19 protein-coding genes are annotated in these 19702 nt (G+C 65.5%); 12 read left to right on the top strand and 7 right to left on the bottom strand.

All coding sequences use genetic code 11. The annotated features are described in order from the left end of the window. The 6 genes from GTV32_RS16415 (at window position 1) to GTV32_RS23555 (ending at window position 4568) form a co-directional block, all read left to right on the top strand. The gene (locus GTV32_RS16415; protein WP_237421902.1) at window positions 1-684 is read left to right on the top strand and encodes an aspartate/glutamate racemase family protein; all 684 of its coding nucleotides are present in this window, start codon (window positions 1-3) and stop codon (window positions 682-684) included. Next, entirely contained in the window at window positions 677-1612 is a 936-nt protein-coding gene (locus GTV32_RS16420; RefSeq protein WP_161061222.1) for a polysaccharide deacetylase, read from the top strand. The genes GTV32_RS16415 and GTV32_RS16420 overlap by 8 nt, the downstream gene beginning before the upstream one ends. 125 nt (window positions 1613-1737) lie before the next feature. Continuing rightward, window positions 1738-1875: a hypothetical protein gene (locus GTV32_RS16425; protein WP_237421566.1), complete on the top strand. Its 138-nt coding sequence runs from the start codon at window positions 1738-1740 to the stop codon at window positions 1873-1875. Between the two features lie 68 nt (window positions 1876-1943). Further along, on the top strand, window positions 1944-2984 hold the full coding sequence (locus tag GTV32_RS16430) for a LacI family DNA-binding transcriptional regulator (RefSeq protein ID WP_202421822.1): 1041 nt from the start codon (window positions 1944-1946) through the stop codon (window positions 2982-2984). A gap of 112 nt (window positions 2985-3096) precedes the next feature. Further along, complete coding sequence (locus GTV32_RS16435) at window positions 3097-4320, top strand: L-fucose/L-arabinose isomerase family protein (RefSeq protein ID WP_237421567.1); 1224 nt, start codon at window positions 3097-3099, stop codon at window positions 4318-4320. Between the two features lie 20 nt (window positions 4321-4340). Then, a complete protein-coding gene (locus GTV32_RS23555; RefSeq protein WP_237421568.1) occupies window positions 4341-4568 on the top strand; it encodes a hypothetical protein in 228 nt (75 codons plus the stop codon). Window positions 4569-4609: 41 nt separating this feature from the next. Here the strand turns inward: GTV32_RS23555 and GTV32_RS16440 are convergent, their stop codons facing one another. Both GTV32_RS16440 and GTV32_RS16445 read right to left on the bottom strand, forming a co-directional pair. Continuing rightward, window positions 4610-5080 carry a WS/DGAT domain-containing protein gene (locus GTV32_RS16440; RefSeq protein ID WP_161061223.1) on the bottom strand — a complete coding sequence of 157 codons (471 nt, stop codon included), beginning with the start codon at window positions 5078-5080 and terminating at the stop codon, window positions 4610-4612. 175 nt (window positions 5081-5255) lie between these two features. Next, window positions 5256-5801: a TetR family transcriptional regulator gene (locus GTV32_RS16445; protein WP_343287360.1), complete on the bottom strand. Its 546-nt coding sequence runs from the start codon at window positions 5799-5801 to the stop codon at window positions 5256-5258. Window positions 5802-5955: 154 nt separating this feature from the next. On the opposite strand from GTV32_RS16445, the gene GTV32_RS16450 reads away from it, so the two are divergent. After that, entirely contained in the window at window positions 5956-7140 is a 1185-nt protein-coding gene (locus GTV32_RS16450; protein WP_161061225.1) for a cytochrome P450, read from the top strand. A 25-nt stretch (window positions 7141-7165) separates the two neighbouring features. On the opposite strand, the gene GTV32_RS16455 is transcribed toward GTV32_RS16450, so the two are convergent. Further along, complete coding sequence (locus tag GTV32_RS16455) at window positions 7166-8008, bottom strand: DNA-3-methyladenine glycosylase 2 family protein (protein WP_161061226.1); 843 nt, start codon at window positions 8006-8008, stop codon at window positions 7166-7168. An 88-nt stretch (window positions 8009-8096) separates the two neighbouring features. Between GTV32_RS16455 and GTV32_RS16460 the strand changes: the two genes are divergently transcribed. Further along, window positions 8097-8603 carry a nuclear transport factor 2 family protein gene (locus GTV32_RS16460; protein WP_161061227.1) on the top strand — a complete coding sequence of 169 codons (507 nt, stop codon included), beginning with the start codon at window positions 8097-8099 and terminating at the stop codon, window positions 8601-8603. A gap of 15 nt (window positions 8604-8618) precedes the next feature. Here GTV32_RS16460 and GTV32_RS16465 read toward each other — a convergent pair whose 3' ends face one another. Beyond that, window positions 8619-9590, bottom strand: a complete 972-nt coding sequence (locus GTV32_RS16465; protein ID WP_161062578.1) for a 2-dehydropantoate 2-reductase — start codon at window positions 9588-9590, stop codon at window positions 8619-8621. Between the two features lie 85 nt (window positions 9591-9675). On the opposite strand from GTV32_RS16465, the gene GTV32_RS16470 reads away from it, so the two are divergent. The 3 genes from GTV32_RS16470 to GTV32_RS16480 all read left to right on the top strand — a co-directional run bounded on the left by GTV32_RS16470 (window position 9676) and on the right by GTV32_RS16480 (window position 12997). Continuing rightward, entirely contained in the window at window positions 9676-11274 is a 1599-nt protein-coding gene (locus GTV32_RS16470; RefSeq protein WP_161061228.1) for an AMP-binding protein, read from the top strand. A 62-nt stretch (window positions 11275-11336) separates the two neighbouring features. Further along, window positions 11337-11936: a TetR/AcrR family transcriptional regulator gene (locus GTV32_RS16475; protein ID WP_161061229.1), complete on the top strand. Its 600-nt coding sequence runs from the start codon at window positions 11337-11339 to the stop codon at window positions 11934-11936. A gap of 41 nt (window positions 11937-11977) precedes the next feature. Further along, window positions 11978-12997 carry a PHB depolymerase family esterase gene (locus tag GTV32_RS16480; protein ID WP_161061230.1) on the top strand — a complete coding sequence of 340 codons (1020 nt, stop codon included), beginning with the start codon at window positions 11978-11980 and terminating at the stop codon, window positions 12995-12997. Window positions 12998-13024: 27 nt separating this feature from the next. On the opposite strand, the gene GTV32_RS16485 is transcribed toward GTV32_RS16480, so the two are convergent. Beyond that, a complete protein-coding gene (locus GTV32_RS16485) occupies window positions 13025-14563 on the bottom strand; it encodes a DUF222 domain-containing protein (RefSeq protein ID WP_343287361.1) in 1539 nt (512 codons plus the stop codon). A 353-nt stretch (window positions 14564-14916) separates the two neighbouring features. Between GTV32_RS16485 and GTV32_RS16490 the strand changes: the two genes are divergently transcribed. Beyond that, a complete protein-coding gene (locus GTV32_RS16490; RefSeq protein ID WP_161061231.1) occupies window positions 14917-15528 on the top strand; it encodes an MmpS family transport accessory protein in 612 nt (203 codons plus the stop codon). A 14-nt stretch (window positions 15529-15542) separates the two neighbouring features. Here GTV32_RS16490 and GTV32_RS16495 read toward each other — a convergent pair whose 3' ends face one another. Both GTV32_RS16495 and GTV32_RS16500 read right to left on the bottom strand, forming a co-directional pair. Next, a complete protein-coding gene (locus GTV32_RS16495) occupies window positions 15543-16271 on the bottom strand; it encodes a hypothetical protein (RefSeq protein ID WP_202421823.1) in 729 nt (242 codons plus the stop codon). A gap of 80 nt (window positions 16272-16351) precedes the next feature. Next, window positions 16352-19615, bottom strand: coding sequence for a BTAD domain-containing putative transcriptional regulator (locus tag GTV32_RS16500; RefSeq protein WP_161061233.1), 3264 nt, complete (start codon window positions 19613-19615; stop codon window positions 16352-16354). Between the last annotated feature and the right edge of the window lie 87 nt (window positions 19616-19702).

The following is a 19702-nucleotide window of genomic DNA, read 5'->3' on the forward strand; positions in this document are numbered from 1 at the left end:
ATGATCGTCCCCTCATCGAACACCGCAGTCGAGGATGCGACGACGCGCCTGCTCGACGACCACGACAACGTGACGTTCGTATCGACGCGCATCCGTGTCCAGAGCATCAGTGTCGACGGCAACGGCGCGGCGTTTGATGTCGCGTCGATGGTTGAGTCCGCCCGCCTGCTGGCCGACGCCAAGGTCGACGTGATCGTGTGGAACGGCACGGCCGGCTCGTGGCTCGGCACGGATCACGATCAAGCAATTTGCGCGGCGATAACCGACGCCACCGGCATCCCGGCAACCACATCGACGCTGGCGATACTGGCGGCATGCCGAGACTCCGGGATCACCACGCTCGCTGCCGCGACGCCTTACACCATCGACGTCGTCGACCGCATCATTGCCGAGTATGCACAACACGGAATCGCTGTTGTATCTCATGCGGAATGGGAGCTCAGCGACAACTTCGCGTTCGCTGCCGCGTCATCAGACGAGATTGCGAGCCTACTGATCGACGCCGCCGAAGAAGGTGACGCTCAGGCCGTCGCGCTGATCTGCACCAATGTCGACGGTTCCGTAGTCGCGCATGACGTCGAACAGAAGCTCGGGCGACCGGTCATCGACAGCATTGCCGCGACACTGTGGTGGTCATTGCGCATCGCCGGCTACACCACGGAAGGGGCCGCGGCAGATGCCTGACAAGAAGATCCAGGTGACTGTCGGGGTCGACGTCGACTCCTGTGCCGGTTGGCTTGGCTCGTACGGTGGCCAGGACTCACCAAACGATATGCAGCGCGGCGTCTTTGCCGGTGAGGTCGGGGTGCCTCGGATGCTCCGGTTGCTGGAGCGACGAGACATCGTGTCCACCTGGTTCTGGCCAGGCCATTCCATCGAGACGTTTCCGAAACAGGCGCAGATGTGTGTTGACGCCGGACATGAGATCGGCGCGCACGGATACAGCCACGAGAATCCACGTTCGCTGACAGTCGAGCAAGAACGCGACGTGATGGCAAAGTGCGTCACGCTGATCGAGCAACTCAGCGGCGAGCGACCTCAAGGATATGTCGCGCCGTGGTGGGAGATGAGCGAGCATACGGCCTCGATCCTGGCCGAGTACGGCTTCGCCTACGACCATTCGCAGAACTACAACGACTTCGTTCCGTTCTATGCGCGAGTGGGCGACGAATGGACCCCGATCGACACGAGCAAGCCTGCAGCGCAGTGGATGACCCCGCTCAAGCACGGGCGCGAGATTGACCTGGTCGAGTTCTGTGGTAACTGGTATGTCGACGACCTTCCGCCGATGATGTTCATCAAGGGACACCCCAACTCTCACGGTTTCGTCAACCCGCGTGATATCGAACAGCTCTGGAACGATCAGTTCGATTGGGTGTACCGGGAGCTCGACTACGCGGTGATTCCGATGACGTTGCATCCGGACGTTTCCGGCCGCCCCCAGGTGTTGCTGATGCTCGAACGGTTACTGGACCGATGGGCATCCTTCGACGGTGTGGAGTTCGTGACCATGGGCGACGCGGCCATTGAGTTTCGACGGCACTTTCCGTTCGAGGGTGAGAGGCGGCCGGAGTTCGTTGGGCGACGCGTTGCGGCGGCGAGCGGCCGCTAGGGTTCCGGCCACGGCCTGGTGTCACTAGTCGCCAGCGGAGTAGCGCGCGCACCAATGCGCAGTCGATGCAGCATTCAGATCCGGAGTTCACTGGCTCGTTCGGTGCACCGAATCGACAGACGTAGATGCCTGTGCGCGCTGATGAGGCGAGGCGGACGTGGGGCGCCGAGAACAACATCTACCGGCTCGGCCATCGCGATGTGCAGCATGTCGACGGCACCGGTGCGGGCTGGGATGTGCCGGCGATAGTTCGCGCACGGTAGGGGCCCGACGATCGACCACCGAAGGCATAATGGGCGCGCGGGCGGGTCGTTGTCGAAAGAGGTGAGTGGTGGGACGGAGCAGGGAATCTCGCCGCGCCCGACCAGATCTGGGCGTCGCCGCGGTCGCCCGATTGGCGGGGGTCTCCACTGCCACCGTTTCCAACACCCTCAACCGGCCGGAGATCGTTGCGCCCGCGACCCGCGCCCGGGTGATGGCCGCGATCGAGGAGCTCGAGTTCGTACCCAATCGTGCCGCCGGCGCGTTGCGCACCGGTTCGAATCGCCTGATCGGACTGGTCGTGCCCGACATAGTGAATCCGTTCTATGCGGAGATCACCGATGCGGTATGCGCGGCGGCCTCGCGTGCCGGGTACGCCGTGTCCCTCTGCGTCAGCGCCGACGATCCGGAACGAGAGCGAGACCATTTCGCGGCCCTGGCCGAGCTTCGGGCCGCCGGGGCGATAGTGGTGACCTTGAGCGCTGACCACCAAAGGCTCGAACGTCTGCGGCTGGTGGGCAGCCACCTGGTACTCGTCGACCGGCGTGCGTCGATCTCGGAGGGGTGCTCGGTCGCCATCGACGACGTGCTGGGCGGTCGTCTCGCGACCGAGTATCTGCTGCGACTCGGAGGCCGGCTCGCGGTGGTGAACGGGGACCTCGGCATCCCTCAGTGCGCCGAGCGCGACGAGGGTGTCCGACAGGCGCTGGCCGCCCAGAAGGTCGCGGCGGGATCGGTCATCATGCGGCACGTCGCCGAGATGACCATCGACAACGGGCAACAGGCCATCGCGGATGTTCTCGGCGCGGATCGGCCGCGCGCCGTCTTCTGCACCAACGATCAGCTGGCCGTAGGTGTGGTGCGCGGATTGCGCGCTGCCGGGCTCTCGGTGCCCGACGATGTGGCGGTGATCGGCTACGGCGACCTCCCGCTTGCGCGAGAGTCGCTCGTCCCCCTCACCTCCGTGAAACAGCCGAAGTACGAACTGGGAGAGCTGGCGGTATCGCTGCTGCTCGCCGAGCTCGCCGCCGAAACCGACGGCACCGAACACGCGCATGTGGCCCGACGCCTCTCGCCCGAGCTGGTCGTCAGGGAGTCGACGCCGAACTGACGCGGGCGTCTCTCGGTAGAGGTTGTGACCCGGCACACCAGGTGATTTAATCGATTAAATTCCGCCGGTTATGCCGATCGATCGAAGGAGAGTGCCGCGAATGTCGGAGGTCATGGAGAGTTTTCGAAACGCATTGCCCCCGGCACAGGCCCGGCGGAAGGCGCGCGTGGGCCTGGTCGCGGGCGGGCTTGGCACCTACTGGCCGCAGTTCCCCGATCTGCTGCCCCAGTTGGAACAGTCTGCGCAGTTCGTCGCCGAACGCTTCCGGGAGTTCGACGCCGACGTCGTCGATGTCGGCTTCATCTCCGACGCCCGGGACGGCGACAAGGCAGCCGAGGTTCTCCGACGTGCTGACTGCGACATCATCGTCCTCTTCCTGACCACCTACCTGACCGCGTCCATGGTGATGCCGATAGCGAAACGGTCGAACGCGCCGATCCTGGTGATCGACCTGCAGCCAACCGAGAAGATGGACCACGCCACATTCGACACCGGTGCGTGGCTCGCATACTGCGGCCAGTGCTCGGTGCCGGAGCTCGGCAATGTGTTCCGGCGGGCCGGTGTGCCGTTCCGCTCTGTGTCCGGCTGGTTGAATCAGCCGAGCGCCTGGCGGCGTATCGAGCAATGGATCAACGCCGCTCAGGTGCGTGCCGCTCTGCGGTACGCGCGGCACGGTCTGATGGGACACGTCTACCCCGGCATGCTCGACGTGTCGACCGACATGACCCTCCTACCGGCCACGTTCGGGTCGCATGTCGAGGTGCTCGAGTTCGACGATCTGCGGGTGCGCGTCGCAGCGGTCACCGACGCCGAGGTCGCCGAACGCATGGCGCAGGCACGCGAGATCTTCGCGGTCGACTCGACCGTCGACGAGGACGACTTCTTCTGGGGCGCCAAGGTATCCGTCGGACTCGATCGGCTGGTCGACGATTTCGGGCTCGACAGTCTCGCCTACTACCACCGAGGTCTCGACGGCGAACAGCATGAGCGACTCGGCGCCGGGATGATCCTGGGCGCCTCACTGTTGACCGCACGCGGTATCCCCACCACCGGCGAGTTCGAGCTGCGAACGTCGGTGGCGCAGTTGGTCACCCAGGTGGTGGGCGCGGGCGGCTCGTTCTGCGAGATCCAGGCGCTGAACTTCGAGGACGACGTCGTCGAGATGGGACACGACGGGCCCGCGCACCTCGGCGTGGCCTCGCGTGAGCCCACGTTGCGCGGACTCGGGTCTATCACGGCAAGCGGGGGTGGGGCGTCAGCGTCGAATTCGACGTCCAACACGGACCGATCACAGTGCTCGGTCTCGGGCAGGACGCCGACGGCTCGCTGTCGCTGATCGCCTCTGAAGGAAACGTGGTGCCGGGACCGCTACTGGCCATCGGAAACACGACGAGCCGGGTCGACTTCGGTCGCGACCCGGGTGAATGGGTCGACGAGTGGTCGGGAACCGGTGTCGCACACCACTGGTCGTTGTCGACCGGCCATCGATCCGGTGACTACCGGGCCGCGGCGCAGTTGCTGGGCATCGACTTCCGCGAGGTTCGCGGCATCACCGATCATGCCAGTTCTCTCATCGTCAGATGATCTGACGGGCGGGGCGCGGTGAGCCCCGCCCGCCCCATCCCTCACCACTGATCGAAGCCGACGTTCACCATCGGGTAACGGCTGCTGATGTTGTGGTTCATCCAGTAGTTCTGGGCATGCGGTCCCCAGATGCCGCTCATCGCAGTGTTGGTGTTGCCCTTCATGTTCTCGATCTCGTAGTTGGCGGTCGGGCCGAAGACGCCGATCTTGTACTGGGCGTTGGCCGTCAGATAATTGCCGAACGGCGACACGGCGGTGACCGTCTCGGTGGCACCCGGGTACAGCACTCGCTGCGGGGCGTTTACCCACTGACCGTTCTGCCCCGCGGTGGCTCCGATCAGGTACTCGGGCTTGTCGGTGTGGTTGGTGATGGTCATCGCGATGGTCGGCTCGCCGGGACGGGTCACGGGCAGCGTGCCCGCGTTGGCGGTGCCGGCGACGGCGAATCCGATCCCTGCGGTGGCTGCGACAGCGGCGATTCCGGCGGCGATGCGGCGGGTCTTGGTGTTCATGATCGTGTCTCCTTGGGTGAGGGCCGGGTGGTTGTTCCGGCGACACCAATGACTTTGCCCTGCTTAGGGCGCCGTCGGACTCCGCCGACCGGCTGATCGGGCGGTGGAACGTGAGGTCCACCGATTGGGGGACAGGGTGACGGATCGAGTGCCGTGGCGGTCGACGATCGCGATCTCAGCGGTGGTTGATACCGGCGATCATCGATCCGATGAGCCTGTCTTCCTCGGTTGGTTCGGCCGGCCAGAGAAGCAGTGTCAGAAACGATCTGATCGCGAACTCGGTCGAGGTTGTCTCGGACGGGTCTATCCCGATGAGTTCGGCCGCAAGGGCGGCAACGGTATTCGAGGCGACGGCAGTGGGTGCCAACGTGATCAAGTGGCTCGAGCGAAGGAACTGCCGGAACACCCGATCCTCTCGGAGTTCCCGTAGCGCCACCGAGATCGCGACCCTTGCCCGGTCTGAACCGCCCAGGCCGGTGGTGGCAGTGCGGACGGCGGTGATGATGGGAGCCGATGTGGCGGCCAGAACACCCTCGATGATGGCTGCGCGACCGCCGGCATGTCGGTACACAGTCGCTCGCGAGCAATGTGCGTGGCGAGCGAGACCGTTGATGTCGAACTTCGTCACGCCGCGTCTCGCGATCAGATCCGTGGCGCAGGCGATCAGACGTGCGCGGGCGACGTCGGGACGGTTCCCGTCGATCAGCCAGTCAGAACTCACAATCTCAGTGTGAGACATCTGCAGTATCTATGGCGGCAAATCGGTGCAGGTCACAACGATGCGATGAGACGGGCACCTCGGCCGACGAATCCGGGGTGTATCGACTTCTGTTCGACGGTTGTCAGCAGACGCCTCCGGCCCACAACGTTGACGTATGCATGATCTCGATGAGCCGTACGGCTACTTCTCGCAGCTTCGAGACGATGAACCTGTCCACCGACTCGGTGACTCGTCGTTCTTTCTCGTCACATCATGGGAGCTGATCTCAGAGGTCGTCAGTCGACACGACGAGTTCTCGTCGAACCTCACCGCGACGATGGTGTGGCACCCTGACGGCACCATCACCGCATTTCCGATCGCCGAACTCGGGTCGTCGCTACATGCGCTGGCAACCGCCGATGACCCCACCCACAGGACGCACCGAGCGCTGGTGATGCCCTCTCTGGTCGCTCGAAGGGTCAGCCGCCTTGAGACGTTCATTGCGGAGACGCTGAACTCGCTGTGGACTGCCGGCCTCCATCGCGGACGCATCGATTGGGTTGGCGCCGTCGCGCAGCGTTTACCGATGTGTGTGGTCGCCGAACTGCTGGGGTTCCCGGCCTACGACATCGACGACCTCGTGCGGTGGTCGTTCGCCAGCACCGTTCTCCTCGACGGGTTGGTCACCACCGGGCAGATCGAAGCGGCAACGCAAGCCGTCGGCGAACTCAGCGCCTATCTGTCGGATGCGTTCGCCGCATCCTTGGAGCGTCCCGGTCAGAACGTGATGGGCGACCTCGCCCGCACGGTCCACGGCGGCGACCTCGATCAGGACACGGCCGTGATCATCCTCTTCCAACTCGTCGCCGCGGGCGCCGAATCCACTGTGAGTCTGATCGGGAGCGCTGCCTGGCTTCTCGGAAGACACCCCGACATCCAACAGCAGGTGCGCGCCGACATCGCCCTTCTCCCGAGGTTCATCGAAGAAGCGCTGCGACTCGAGTCGCCCTTCCGTGGCCACTATCGGCACGTCGTCGCCGACACCACCCTGGGTGGGGTGACCCTGCCCGCAGGTTCACGCCTCTACCTGTCGTGGGCAGCGGCGAATCGCGATGATGCACGCTACGACGCCCCGAATGCCATCGATCTCGGCTCGACCGATCGCCGCTCTCATATGGCCTTCGGGAAGGGGATCCACCTCTGCATCGGGGCAGCCTTGGCTCGGCTCGAGAGTCGCATTGCACTCGAACATCTCCTCGACGCCACTGCCACCTTCGACCTCGCCGACGACGAACCCGAATGGGAGCGCAGTCTGTTGGTACGACGCCTTCGAACGCTGACGCTCAACGTGACAGCATGAAGCTCACCACCGCAAATGCAGGAAGCTAGTCTCCTCGCCGCTCCCGCAACGCCCGCAGATATACCGCCGCCCACGTCCGGAACGGACGCCACAACTCGGCGACGTCGGGCAGGGACCGATCGTCGCCGTACTGTGTGGCGACCTCCGACTCGAGTCGACGTTCATTCGGTGGGAGCGCGTCGGGCGCATTCGCACCGCGGAGCACGATGAGTCCGGCTGCGAACGGCCCGATCCCCTTGATCTCTTGAACCGATTGCATCGCGTCGTCCGGGGCCATCGCGCGCAGTGCGGCGGTATCGAGCCGCCCGTCGAGGGCCGCTTCGGCGACGGCTGCGAGATATTCGGTCTTGCGACCCGGCAGGTCGATGTCGAGACCCGTCAGGCGGTCGGGCGCCGGGAACGCGCCATCGTCGCCGTAGCGGTCGATGATGTTGGTGCGCATCCGGGCGGCCTCGACAACCCGTACCCGCTGTGAGAGCACCGACCATGCCGCGGCCTCGTATGCCGAATGAAAGCCGCACGGTCGGAGCCCGGGAAGCTGCTGCTGAGCTCGACCGATGACGGGGTCGCGTTCACCGATGTCCGGCCAGCTCCGGGCATCGATGTCGAGGGCGAGGAAGCGAGCGACCTGGTCGGCCGCGGCGTCGAGATCGCCGTCGCCGGTCACCGACAGTTCGGCCACCTGGTCGCGCTGCACCACTGACGACCGCGCCGACGACCAGTCCGCATCGACTCGGAACACCGTGGTCAACGTGCCGTCCCTGGTCTGCCCACTCAGCGCAGCCGGGGCGAAGCCCTCCCAGAACTCGCGGCTGATCTCCAGCGACCAGGGTCCGAGGACTTCCCGCCGTACGGTGTGCGTTGCCATGATGTATCCGATCTGTCGGCTACCTTCGTTCGACGTTAGGCCATGATTCCGACAGGTTCGGCAACTCGGCCCGACCTATGGTGAGACGATGACGCCCGACGACGACGACCTGACCCGCCGCCTCGACCAGCTCGATCGGATCGAGGCGATCAAAGCGCTCAAACATCGCTACTGGCGCGCGTGCGACGGCAAAGATCCGAAAGCGTTCCGCGAGTGCTTCATTCGAGCGGGAGCACGTATCGACTACGGTCCGCTCGGCGCCTACGAGGATGCGGAACCGATGGCGGAGATCTTCGCGCAGGTCGCACTGCACAAGGTCGACGGTGAGTACGTCATCTTCGACATGCACCACGGCATGCATCCCGACATCGCGCTGACCTCCGATTCCACCGCGACCGGACGGTGGACGCTGAAGTTCCGCCAGGTGAATCTGCTCGACCGCACGGAGACGATCATGACGGGTGAGTACGACGACGAGTACGTCGTCGAAGACGGGGAGTGGAAGATGTCGGCCAGCACGCTGACCGAGCGATGGTCGATCCGCAGGCCTCTCGGTGACGATGCGGTGGTGCGGCCGGGGACGTTCGACGAGTAGGGCTCGAGGGAAGCCTCAGGACCCGACGAGCCGGTCCAACGCCGCCTGCGGATCGAGGCTGCTGGGCTCGAGTCCTTCGGTGACGAGGCGTGTGGTCTCGGACTGCACTAGTTCGTTGACCGGAGTGGCGACGCCGTGCAATCGGCCGAGGAGAACGATTTCGCCTGAGAGATAATCGATCTCGACGTCGTGGGCGCCGCGCGCCACACTCTGCCAGGTGGAGCTGACGAGGCTGTCCTCGCCGGTGTCGCGCCGCACGATGTGGTTGCCGCGGCGTGCCCGGTCGTCGGCCTCGCTGACCACGTCGATGCCGGCGGCCGCGAGCACTGCTTCACCTTCGCGGCGGGCGCGCCGCATCAACTCGCCGTGCGCATCACCATCGCGACGGTACGTGGCGTCGACCCCGTTCCCGAGGTTCAGGAGCAGCTTGCGGTACTTCCACGCCATGATGTCGCCGCGTGGCCGCGACTCGAACGAGGCAGCCCGGAGATGTCGGGAGATGTTCTCCGCGACGCCGTCTGTCCCAGTCGGGAACCGACCCACGTCGAGGATGCCCGCGGTGGCGGCCGAACCCTGAACCACCACGCCCGGCTCGAGGTGCGTGGCCGGCAACATGACGCAGATCGAATAGACCTCGGGGAAGCGTCGCAGGAGCGCCGACTCGTTCGCGACGCCGTTTTGCGCGGACACCATCGGTGTGGTCCGCGGTGCGTGGGCTTGGAGATCGTCGAGAGCGGCCGCCGTCTGTTGCGACTTCACACAGAGCAACACGACAGAATTGTCGGTCCACTCGACCTCCGCGGCGTTCGCGGCGGCCGTGACCATCTGGCTCTCGCTGCCTTCTGCGGTGTCGAGGACGAGGCCTCGGTCCCGGATCGCCTGCAGGTGGGCGCCGCGCGCCACCACCGTCGTCGAACTCCCGGAACGAACCAGATGTGAGGCGATCACACCGCCGACCGCGCCGGCACCGTAGATGACGAAATGCATGCCACCCAGACTAGGTGTGCCGCCCAGGTGGCTCATCGGTCACACTCGAAGAAGTCATCGACCATCAGCGACGAGGAGATCCGGGATGTCAGACGAGCAGCGCTCAGCACCGCCGGCCCCCGCGGACTTCACGTTCGACACGCTGAGTCCGGTCTCGTTTCTCAGCCGTGCTGCCTCGGTGTTCGCCGACCGCACGGCGATCATCGACGGCGACCGGACGTTCAGCTATGCCGAGTTCCATCGGCGAGCGGGGCGGCTGACGGCGGTATTGGATGCGCTGGGTGTGCAGCCGGGCGATCGAGTGGCCGCGCTCTGCAGCAACAGTCACGAGATGCTGGAGTTGCACAACGCGGTACCCGGGATCGGCGCGGTGTTGGTGCCGTTGAACATCCGGCTGTCGGAGGCGGAGCTGATCTACATCGTCGAGCACAGCGGAGCCTGCCTGCTCGTTGCGACCGTCGAGTTCGCCGAGAGTGCGCGGGCGGTCGGTGCCGCGGCCGGTATCCGTGTGCTCGTGTCCGGAGATGCCGACGACGAGTACGAAACGCTTCTCGACGGTGCCGGGGAAGCTGTGTGGCGTGACGTCGATGAGCGTGGCCTCCTCGCGATCAACTACACATCTGGCACCACCGGGCGTCCCAAGGGCGTGATGTACCACCACCGGGGCGCGTATCTGCAGTCGTTGGCGATGGCATATCACACCGGTATCGGGCCGGCGTCCAATTATCTGTGGACGTTGCCGATGTTCCATTGTGACGGTTGGTGTTTCCCGTGGGCGGTCTCCGCTGCGGGCGCCACACATGTGTGTCTGCGGGGTATCGACACCGCCCAGATCTGGCGGCACCTCCACCACGACGGCATCACCCACTTCAGTGCCGCGCCCACGGTGTTGACGATGATCGCCGAAAACCCGTCCGCCGCCCGGCTCGAACGGATCGTGGAGGCGACCACCGGTGGCGCACCGCCCTCGCCGGCGCTGTTGACCCGGATGGCAGACCTCGGCATCGAGGTGACACACCTCTACGGACTCACCGAGACCTTCGGTCCGATCGCGGTCAACCAGTGGCAGCCCGAATGGGACCTCGAGACTCCGGACGGACGCGCAAACCTCAAGGCGCGCCAAGGTATCGGCAACATCTCGGCCGGTGTGGTTCGGGTGGTGACACCAGACGGCGACGACGTTCCTGCGGACGGGAGCACCGAGGGCGAACTCGTGGCGCGCGGCAACAACGTGATGTTGGGTTACTACCGGGACCCCGAGGCCACCGCCGCGGCGACGGTGAAGGCCTGGCTGCGTACCGGCGACATCGCGGTCATGCACCCGGACGGATACGCCGAAATACGTGACCGCAGCAAGGATGTGATCATCTCCGGTGGGGAGAACATCGCCTCCGTCGAGGTGGAGCGCGTTCTCGACAGCCACCCTGACGTGGTCGAGTCGGCCGTGGTGGGCCGCGCCGACGAGCGGTGGGGCGAGGTGCCGATCGCCTATGTGACCGTTCGAACCGGTGCCGACCTGGACCCCGACGAACTCATCGAGTTCGTCCGGGACCGGTTGGCGCGGTTCAAGGTTCCGAAAGAGGTCGTGTTCGCGGAGCTCCCCAAGACGTCGACCGGCAAGATCCAGAAGACCGTGCTGCGGTCGCGGCACGAGGTGCAAAACGGTCGGCGCAACGGTGGCTGATATGACAACTGTCAATTAATTGACCATTGCACATCATGTGAGTCACCTCTACTGTCACTCCCATGCCGAGGCAGGTCCCGATCGATGCAGGAGCCGATCGCCGTGTTCGTCGATCGCGCGCCGCGTTGTTCGCCGCCGCGGTGAGGTTGGTGTCCGAACGTGGAACGACGGCGATCTCCCTCACCGAGCTGGCCGAAGATGCCGACCTCAGCCGGCAGGCCGTGTATTCGCATTTCCGCGATCGGGATTCGGTGATCGTGGCGGCGGGAATCGACCTGATCGAGCGTGAACTGTTTCCCGCGCTGACCGAGTGCGACGACGAAGCGTGGGGCGAGATGACGCTCCTGGCCGCACGCCACCTGGCGCATTACCGCGCCTACTACCGTGCGGTGGGGACCGGCCCGTGCGCGTATCCGGCGAAACAAGCGGTTCTCGGCGCGGTCTCATCGCTGCACAACCAGGTTGGTGGGCAGGCGGTCCGCGGGTTCGCGGGAGACGACGCGGTCACGTTCGTCGTCGGCGGATGCTTCGATCTCTTCACTCGGTGGCTGGATGAGGGAGACGATCCCCTCGACCCAGAAGCGATGGCCGACCGTCTTCTCGGGTTGGCCGGGCAGTTGTTCAGCGGAGGCCTCGCCGAATCAGCGAGGCGCCCACGATGATCATAGGGGGGACGAAGTTGTTCAGATATGCGCGGGTGAGAGTGGCAGGCGTACTCATCGCGGCCGTGGTGGCGGCGGTGACCACCTGTTCCGCCGCCTCCGCGACACCGGCCGGCAGGTCCGGCGACGCCACGGCGCCGGTGCCATCGATCGGGTGCCGTACGTCGCCGCCTCCGTCCGGGTCATCTCTGCACGCCTTCACCGCCAGTGGGCGGTCCGGTGATTACCTGCGGGAGGTTCCGCGGGTCGCGTCCGGCGTCCCGGTGCCGGTGGTGTTCGACGTTCACGGTTACCTTCAGCCCGGTGCCTTGCAAAGTGCATGGAGTGGGATGGCGGCCTACGGTGCCCGCCACGGCTTTGCCGTGATCACTCCCGAAACGCATGCGCTGCCGCCACAATGGGACTACGGCAATGGTGGTGTCGACATCCGGTTCCTTTCTGCGCTGCTGACCCATGTCGAGCGAACTCTGTGCGTGGACAAGCGTCGCGTGTACATGACCGGGCTGTCGATGGGTGGCTTCACCGTCTCGTCGGTCGCCTGCCAACTCGCCGACCGCGTTGCGGCGGTGGCACCGGTCTCGGGACTCCAGAACTTCTCGTGGTGCCGTCCGGCCAGGCACGTTCCGGTGGTGGCATTCCACGGAACGGGTGACGAGATCCTCTCCTATTCAGGCGGTGTCGGGCCCCGCGGTCGGCTTCTGCCGGCTACCGACGGAACGCCGAGGACCATCGGTCAGCAGGCTGGGGACGGTGCCCGTGTGCGACTGGTGCCGAATACGCAGAGCATCCCCGCGCAGACGGCCGCGTGGGCGCGACGAAATGGCTGCGCTCCCCGCCCGGCCACCCGGAAGGTCACTCCTGACGTTTCCCGGACGTCGTATGCATGCGCGCCGGGCAGTTCGGTGGAGCTCTACACAATTCTCGGCGGCGGCCACAACTGGCCGGGAGGTGATCCCACGCTTGCCGCGACACCGATCACCGGCCGGATCACCTCCTCGATCAGCGCCACCGCGATCATCTGGGACTTCTTCCGCAAGCACCCGCTGACCACCCTGAGGTGATCAGAGGCCGGTAGCGGCGCCACTCCGTCAGTAGTCCGGGGCGGGTCCGGCGTTGTTGCGTCTGCGATTTCGGGAACGTTCGGCCCGTCTACGCGCGTGTTTGTCCGCCGTCCGGGTGCCTGCGCGGACCGGGCGGTCGCCGGGTGGTGATGGTGGGGGTGGGGCTGTGGCCGGCGGGGTGTGGAACCTGATGCGGCGCAGGCCGGGGAAGAGGTCTTCGTTGGTTTCGGCCTCGCCGGCGATCACCAAACCCTCGGGTGTGATGAATTCGGTGACCAGGCGGCTGTCGTCGTCACGGTACTGGTCGTCGAGCCAGTCGCCGAAGGTTTTGAGCAGGTGTCCGGACCGGCACTTCGCATTCAGGTTGATCGATGTCGTCTTTCCGCCGGCCGTGGGGTCGGTGTGGTCGTATTCGCTGACATGGTCGAGGTCTGCGGCGAATGCCGAGGTGTCACAGCCCGGTTCGACACAGTAACCGTCGCGCAGACGCGTATGGGTGGCCAGCGCCGTCGACGGACGGTACGGGTCAGACGGCTGGTGGGCGGGCAGGGTAAAACTGTCCTCGGCATCCGGGGCGGTACCGGGTGCTACCAGAAATGAGATGGCGGTGTCGCCGCGGGTGGCGATGTCGCGGACGTGCTCGTCGGAGATGACACCATGACCGTCCATGAAGCCGGGGTTGGCGGCGGTGCCGGCGAGGGTTGACTCGTCACACACCACGTGCAGCACGATCGTGGCGTCCACGGGCGGCAGGGTGCCGGATTCCGGAATCTGAGCCTGGCAATCATCACGGCCGCATTGGCACTCGAACGCCGTGCCCGAGAGCAACGCGAACATGGCATCGGACATGCGCTGGGGCTTGGTCCGGCCGTCGTGTGCACACGCCGCATCGGCCAGGGCCGCGACCGCGGCGGCAGCGATGCGAACATTCTCGGCGGCCATCACTGCGGTGATCTCGGCGACCCCGTCGCCGCGAGATTCGGTCCACACACCGCGCGCGTCGAGAGCTTCCTTGCGGCGTTCGCGCACACTGTTCGGGTCGTGGCGGAAGATGATCCGATCCACCATGTCACGCAGGCGCCGCTTCGACCACGTGCCGCGGCGGCGGCGCAGCAGATCGGCGATCGAGGCGTCGATGAGTGGTGTGACGGAGCGGTCGTCGAGAAGATCGGTACGTGAGACGATCAGTTTCGCCTGCCACGGAGCGATCAGTCCGTCACCCAAGCAGTCGAACACCTCCGGCAGCCGGTCGCGCAACGCTATCGATTCGTTCAACAACACCTCGGCGCCGTGGCGGGAGATGTTGCGGAGCTTACTGATCCGCGACGCGCAGTCAGCGAAGCCGTCGACGACGAAACCATCGGAATCCTCGCGCGCGGCGACCAACCGATCGAACATCACCGCAACCGACGCATACTCGCAATAGGCCAGGTAGGAACGACCGTGATCGACCTCGACCAACCCCATCAACAGGTCGTTGAGCGGTTCCTCGACGGGGTAGGTGGGATCGATACCGCCGACAAACCGTGCAGGCAGATCCCGCCACGACGCCGACGATGAGAACACGATGGACCCTCCACAGTTGCGGACACGACCGCAGAATCACTCATCATCGTCAACTCTGGAGTACTGCTCTCATCCTCTTCGATCCTGCTGCGAACAGTCTATGACGGGACACCGACAAGAATTTCGTATGTCGTGTGGAATCTGTTCAGTCCAACGACACCACGATCTGGCCAGGTAGAGCGCTATTCGCTCCACGTTGACGCGGTTCCGCCGGGTACGCAGACGCTTGGAGATGCCGAATCGATGCAAGGTGAACAAGTTTCGAGATCTGGTATTTCGGCCAAAAGACGCATTCAACATTGTTACGGTGAGCTCGCTGACCTTCAAAGCGTGGGCCACCATGACACATTTCGATGAAGGGAAGAATCGTGTCGGACCCGAATAACCCCGGCGAAAGGCCGAATGAAGGGCAACCGGGACAGCCGTATCAGCAGCCTCATCAGCAGGGATACCCTGGCCAGCAATACCCTCAGGGCCAACCATATTCACAGGGCCAGCCATATTCACAGGGCCAGCCATATCCGGGCCAGTATCCGCCGCCCGGATATCCACCACCGCCAAAGAAGCGCAAGAAATGGCCGTGGGTTCTGCTCGCGCTGGTCGTGGTGTTTCTCGTCGTGGTCGGAGGTTGCGTGGCAATTGTCGGTGGCGCGATCGATTCAGTCGACAAAGAATCCGAGCGCACTGTCACGGTCACCTACGAGATCACAGGCGACGGACCCACTGCGTCGGCGACCTACAGCACGGGAAACATGGACCAGGCCCAGGACACCGACGTACCGGTTCCTTGGACGAAGGAAGTGCAGATCACGGGCCTCGGTAAAGTCGTCACTCTGCTCGCGAGTAACGGCATGGAGGGCTCCGGCACCATCAAGTGCCGCATCCTGCAGGGCGATTCGGTGATATCGGAGAACACGTCATCCGGTGCAGGCGCATCGGCGAGCTGTACCGGTACTGCCGACTGACCATTGATCGAGCTTCACTTCTTCGTCCGTCGGCTGCCGCCGTGCCAGTCCTCCTGCACACCCACCTCGGCGTCGGTCACACCGAATGCGGTCAGCTGCGGCTTCTCGCGCAGGCTGCGTTTCAGTTCGGCGAATCCGGGGAAGCGAGCGAGGCCGATCACGTGATCCCACAGCACAACTGCGTCTTCGTCGCTCGGCAACCGGCTGATCACCGGCCCGAAGAACGCGACGCCATCTGGTGGTTCGAACGCGATGATGGGCGTGCCGACGTCCCGACCGGTCAGACTCAGCGCCTCATCGGTCTCCGCTTGGATCTCGGCATCGAATGACGAATCATCCAGCGCGCCAACGTGATGGTTCGGGAGGCCGAGATCGGCGAGCACGGGTCCGAGGAAATCCGCGGTGCCGCGCTGATCGCGGTCGCCCACGGTGTACGTGCCGGTGTGGGTGTCGAAGATGCGTGTGCCGAACTCCGCATAGAGGGAATCCATCGCCTCGCGTCCGTGCTCGCGTCGAATGCTGGCGGCGGCCCGCAGCAGACGCAGTCCCGCGGTGTGGCCCGCTTCGTACTCCGGCGGGAAGTGCGCGTCGTAGTCGACGTGTTCGTTGAGCTGCCGTAACGAGATGAACCGCCAGTCGACGGTGTAGTCGCGTTGCGCACGCACCTTGCGGATCCACTTACTGGTCATCCAGGCAAAAGGGCACACCGGGTCGAAGTAGAAGTTGATGTCGGCATCGGCCATCGGAGTCATCTCATCTCGGTTGCGGTCGTGTCGTCCACGATAGCGCGGGCCTGCCCGCCGTCGGATCGCCTGCGGTCGCCCTACCCCAGCTGCGCGAGACCCCGCCGAACCTTCTCCTCCACCTCCGCTGCCAGCCGCCGGTGCCGTACGGCTGCCTGGCGGTCGCCCATGGTCTCGGCCAGCTCGGCCAGAACCACGTCGATGGGACCGAAAACCACGCTGCCCGAATCGAGTCCGGCTATCGCTCCCGACCAGCCATTCAGCTCCTCGTACAACCGAGCAGCTTTCTCCGCCATACCGAGGCGGGCCAGGGCGCGTGCATGGAACGCGGCGAGCGCCGACCAGTAGTAGTCGCGGACCACCGGGATGTCCTGCTCGGCGATCTCGCGCGCTTCGTCGTCGCGCCCCGCGTCGAGCAAGGCCACCACATAGACCCACGCGATCGATTCCGGTGCCGACTCGTAGAGCAGCCGCGCACCATCGACGAGGTGTCCGATCGATCCGCGGTGCCAGCCGACGCAGAGATGGGAGATCAACGTGAATTCGTTGGCGGCCGGCAGACCGGCGGCCGCCAATTGCATCCCGATCGCCTGGTAGGTCTGATCGGCCTGGTCGAGGTCGCCGCGCAGAACGTCGAGCACGGCCCGGAAGGTTGCCAGCACCACCACCAGTTCCCCGACCTTGCTGCTCGTCGCGGACTGCATCGCCAACTGCATCTCGGCCGTCGCGCCGGGCAGGTCGGTCTCGCCGGACCGGACGAGCGATCGGAAGAAGTGTGCGACCGCTTGATAGTCGAGGTTGCCGGATTCTTTTGCCGCGGAGACGAAGTCGGCGGCGATCGCGGGATGTTCAACGCGCTGGTCCGGGCCCATCGAGGTGTAGACCCGGGCGTTGAGGGCGGCGCACATGAGGTCGATGTCGTCGAGGTCGCGGGCGATCTCCACCGCTTCACGGGCAGACTCGACCGCGAACTGCTGCTCGTTCCCTTCGAATTCGAACACCGCGGTCACCAGGAGCCGTACCCGGTCGGCACCGGAGGTGCCGGGCAACGCTTCGCGCACGGCGGTACTCATCACGTCGTCGAGGAGCCGATTGGGCCGGGTGGTCCAGATCGTCGGCGTCCGCCAGGAGGTCAACGCCGACAACACGAGATCGTCGTCACCCACCGAACGTGCCAGCAGCAACGCCTCTTCGCGACGAGCCCGGGCCTCGCTCACCTCGCCACGGTGTGCCAGCGCGGTCACCAGATCGCAGAGGGCGCGGACGAGGGCCGTGCGGTCATCGCGGGCGGCACTCGGCCTGTCGTGGCCGGCCATCAGGTGTAGGTCCACCGCCGACCGCCACAACTGCGCAGTATCGGCTTCCAGCGAAAATCGTTGTCGTGCTGCAGTTTCGACGACCAGGAGCGCTTCCACAGCGGTCCCCGGCCCGGCGCCGAGCGCAGCGTGGTGGGCGAGTTCGTCGAGCGGCACCTCGGCACGATCGCGCAGGTAGATGAAGGCACGCCAATGCAACCTGCGTCGGCGCAGCGCAGGAATGCTGTCATATACGGCGTCGCGGGTGAGGACATGGTTGAAGCGCACCCGGTCGACCGACGCGCTCAGCAGATCTGCCACCACTGCGGTGTCGATCGCGTCCAGCACGGCGTCTTCACCACCCGCGTCGTCGGGGTGCAATGCGACGACGGTGTCGATGTCGGCGTCGCGGCCACAGATGGCGACAAGCCGCATCACCGACACCGCTTCGGGCGGCAAACGTTCGACACGATGCAGCAGTACCTCGCGGACACCGCTCGGCACCGCGGTGCTCGCATCCCGCGGGCCTCGGGACGCGACCAGCCTTGCCAATTCGCGTGCGAACAGGGGATTGCCGTCGGTTCGCCTGCGCAGCATCTCGAGGGTCGTCTCGTCGACCGGATCCAATCCCACCGAGGCCGCCAGTTCCCGAATCCCGTCCTCGGACAGGCCGGCGAGAGTCAGATGATCGGCGGTGACCGATGTCAGTGACGCGGCCGTGGCGAGCAGTTCCGTCTCCGCCTCCGACGGACGGTATGTCGCGACAACCAGCACCGGCTGCTCTGCCAACCAGGTCACCACCTGCCGCAACACCTGCAGGGTCGCACTGTCGGCGCGATGCACGTCGTCGAGCACCACCACCACGCCACCGCCTGCCGTGGGTGCTGCCTCACATGCGGCCCGAACCTGCCGGGCGATGAGGAACGGATCCTCGATCTCGTTGTCGGCGCCGAGCGCGTCGACCACGTCACGCCACGCCCACGCGGTCGGGGCACCGTCGACCTCCGGGCAGTGGCCGATCGCCGTCGCCCAGCCATGATCACGAAGTCTGCCGACGAGTAGATGTGCCAGCGTGGACTTGCCGCCTCCGGCCTCCGCCGTGATCCAGACGACTCTCAGCCCAGTGCGCAGCGCGGACTTGGCATGTGTCGCGAGCTTCTCCAATTCGGCCTCGCGGCCCGCGAATTCGTGGCCTGTTCGGACGGGTTTCGTGCGGGGCGGGACTGCCGGAACGGGGACGGTTCGTGGATCATCCGGTGGGGGAGCGAGCTGCAGGGCAGGATCCTGTTGCAGGATCGCGGCTTCGAGTCCACGAATGGCCGGCGACGGATCGACGCCGAGTTCGTCGGCCAGATAGTCGCGGACCGACCGTAGGGTCTGCAACGCGTCGGCCTGACGCCCGAGACGGTACTGGGCAAGCGCGAGGAGTCGGAACAGTTCTTCGCGAGTTGAATGGCGTTCGCACAGCTCCGGCAGCCGCGCCGCCACCTCCGCGGGCCGACCGAGTTCCAGGGCTGCGCCGGCGTGTTGTTCCCGGGCGGTCAGATACAGCTCGTCGAACCGCGCCACCGAAGTCCGCGCCCAGTCCTCTCCGGCATGCGATCCGAACGGTTCGCCGTGCCAGAGCGCGATCGCGGCGTCGAGCCGCTCGTACCGAGCGGCCGGGTCATCGTCGTCGGCGTGTACGAGGTCGGCGAAATGCCAGAGGTCCACCGATTCCCGCGGCATCCGCAACGCATAGCCGGGCGGCTCGCTCACCAGGATGCGTGCGGGGGAGCGGGGTGGTCGGTTCGGTTCGAGGATGCGCCGGAGATTGGAAATGTGCACCTGGAGGCCGCCGAGCGCCTTGGGTGGTGGCTCGCCGTTCCAGAGGTCGTCGATGAGGCGGTCCGTCGACACGACGTGTCCGTCCGCTGCGACGAGGCGTGCTAGTACGGCACGCTCGCGTCGGGACTTGACCTCGGCGGGCCGGCCGGCGACCTCGACGCGCACGGTTCCGGACATCGTCACCGACACGGTCGGTTCCGCGGCCTCGACGCGTGTCGACATCGCGTTCCAGCTCCTCGCCCCAAACCCAACCAATTGTTGTGGTGAGAGTAGCGTCGTGGCGCGCCACGCGGGGAGTTTGCGTGTCGA

Origin of the sequence: Gordonia sp. SID5947 (genome assembly GCF_009862785.1) — a bacterium.
In the GTDB taxonomy this organism is placed as follows: domain Bacteria; phylum Actinomycetota; class Actinomycetes; order Mycobacteriales; family Mycobacteriaceae; genus Gordonia.

Bases quoted from the DNA above. Each gene is read 5' to 3' on its own strand.
- GTV32_RS16415 (WP_237421902.1), top strand. From the start codon at position 1: ATGATCGTCCCCTCATCGAACACCGCAGTCGAGGATGCGACGACGCGC.
- GTV32_RS16420 (WP_161061222.1), top strand. From the start codon at position 677: ATGCCTGACAAGAAGATCCAGGTGACTGTCGGGGTCGACGTCGACTCC.
- GTV32_RS16425 (WP_237421566.1), top strand. From the start codon at position 1,738: ATGCCTGTGCGCGCTGATGAGGCGAGGCGGACGTGGGGCGCCGAGAAC.
- GTV32_RS16435 (WP_237421567.1), top strand. From the start codon at position 3,097: ATGGAGAGTTTTCGAAACGCATTGCCCCCGGCACAGGCCCGGCGGAAG.
- GTV32_RS16440 (WP_161061223.1), bottom strand. From the start codon at position 5,080: ATGAACACCAAGACCCGCCGCATCGCCGCCGGAATCGCCGCTGTCGCA.
- GTV32_RS16450 (WP_161061225.1), top strand. From the start codon at position 5,956: ATGCATGATCTCGATGAGCCGTACGGCTACTTCTCGCAGCTTCGAGAC.
- GTV32_RS16455 (WP_161061226.1), bottom strand. From the start codon at position 8,008: ATGGCAACGCACACCGTACGGCGGGAAGTCCTCGGACCCTGGTCGCTG.
- GTV32_RS16460 (WP_161061227.1), top strand. From the start codon at position 8,097: ATGACGCCCGACGACGACGACCTGACCCGCCGCCTCGACCAGCTCGAT.
- GTV32_RS16465 (WP_161062578.1), bottom strand. From the start codon at position 9,590: ATGCATTTCGTCATCTACGGTGCCGGCGCGGTCGGCGGTGTGATCGCC.
- GTV32_RS16470 (WP_161061228.1), top strand. From the start codon at position 9,676: ATGTCAGACGAGCAGCGCTCAGCACCGCCGGCCCCCGCGGACTTCACG.
- GTV32_RS16475 (WP_161061229.1), top strand. From the start codon at position 11,337: ATGCCGAGGCAGGTCCCGATCGATGCAGGAGCCGATCGCCGTGTTCGT.
- GTV32_RS16490 (WP_161061231.1), top strand. From the start codon at position 14,917: ATGAAGGGAAGAATCGTGTCGGACCCGAATAACCCCGGCGAAAGGCCG.
- GTV32_RS16495 (WP_202421823.1), bottom strand. From the start codon at position 16,271: ATGGCCGATGCCGACATCAACTTCTACTTCGACCCGGTGTGCCCTTTT.
- GTV32_RS16500 (WP_161061233.1), bottom strand. From the start codon at position 19,615: ATGTCGACACGCGTCGAGGCCGCGGAACCGACCGTGTCGGTGACGATG.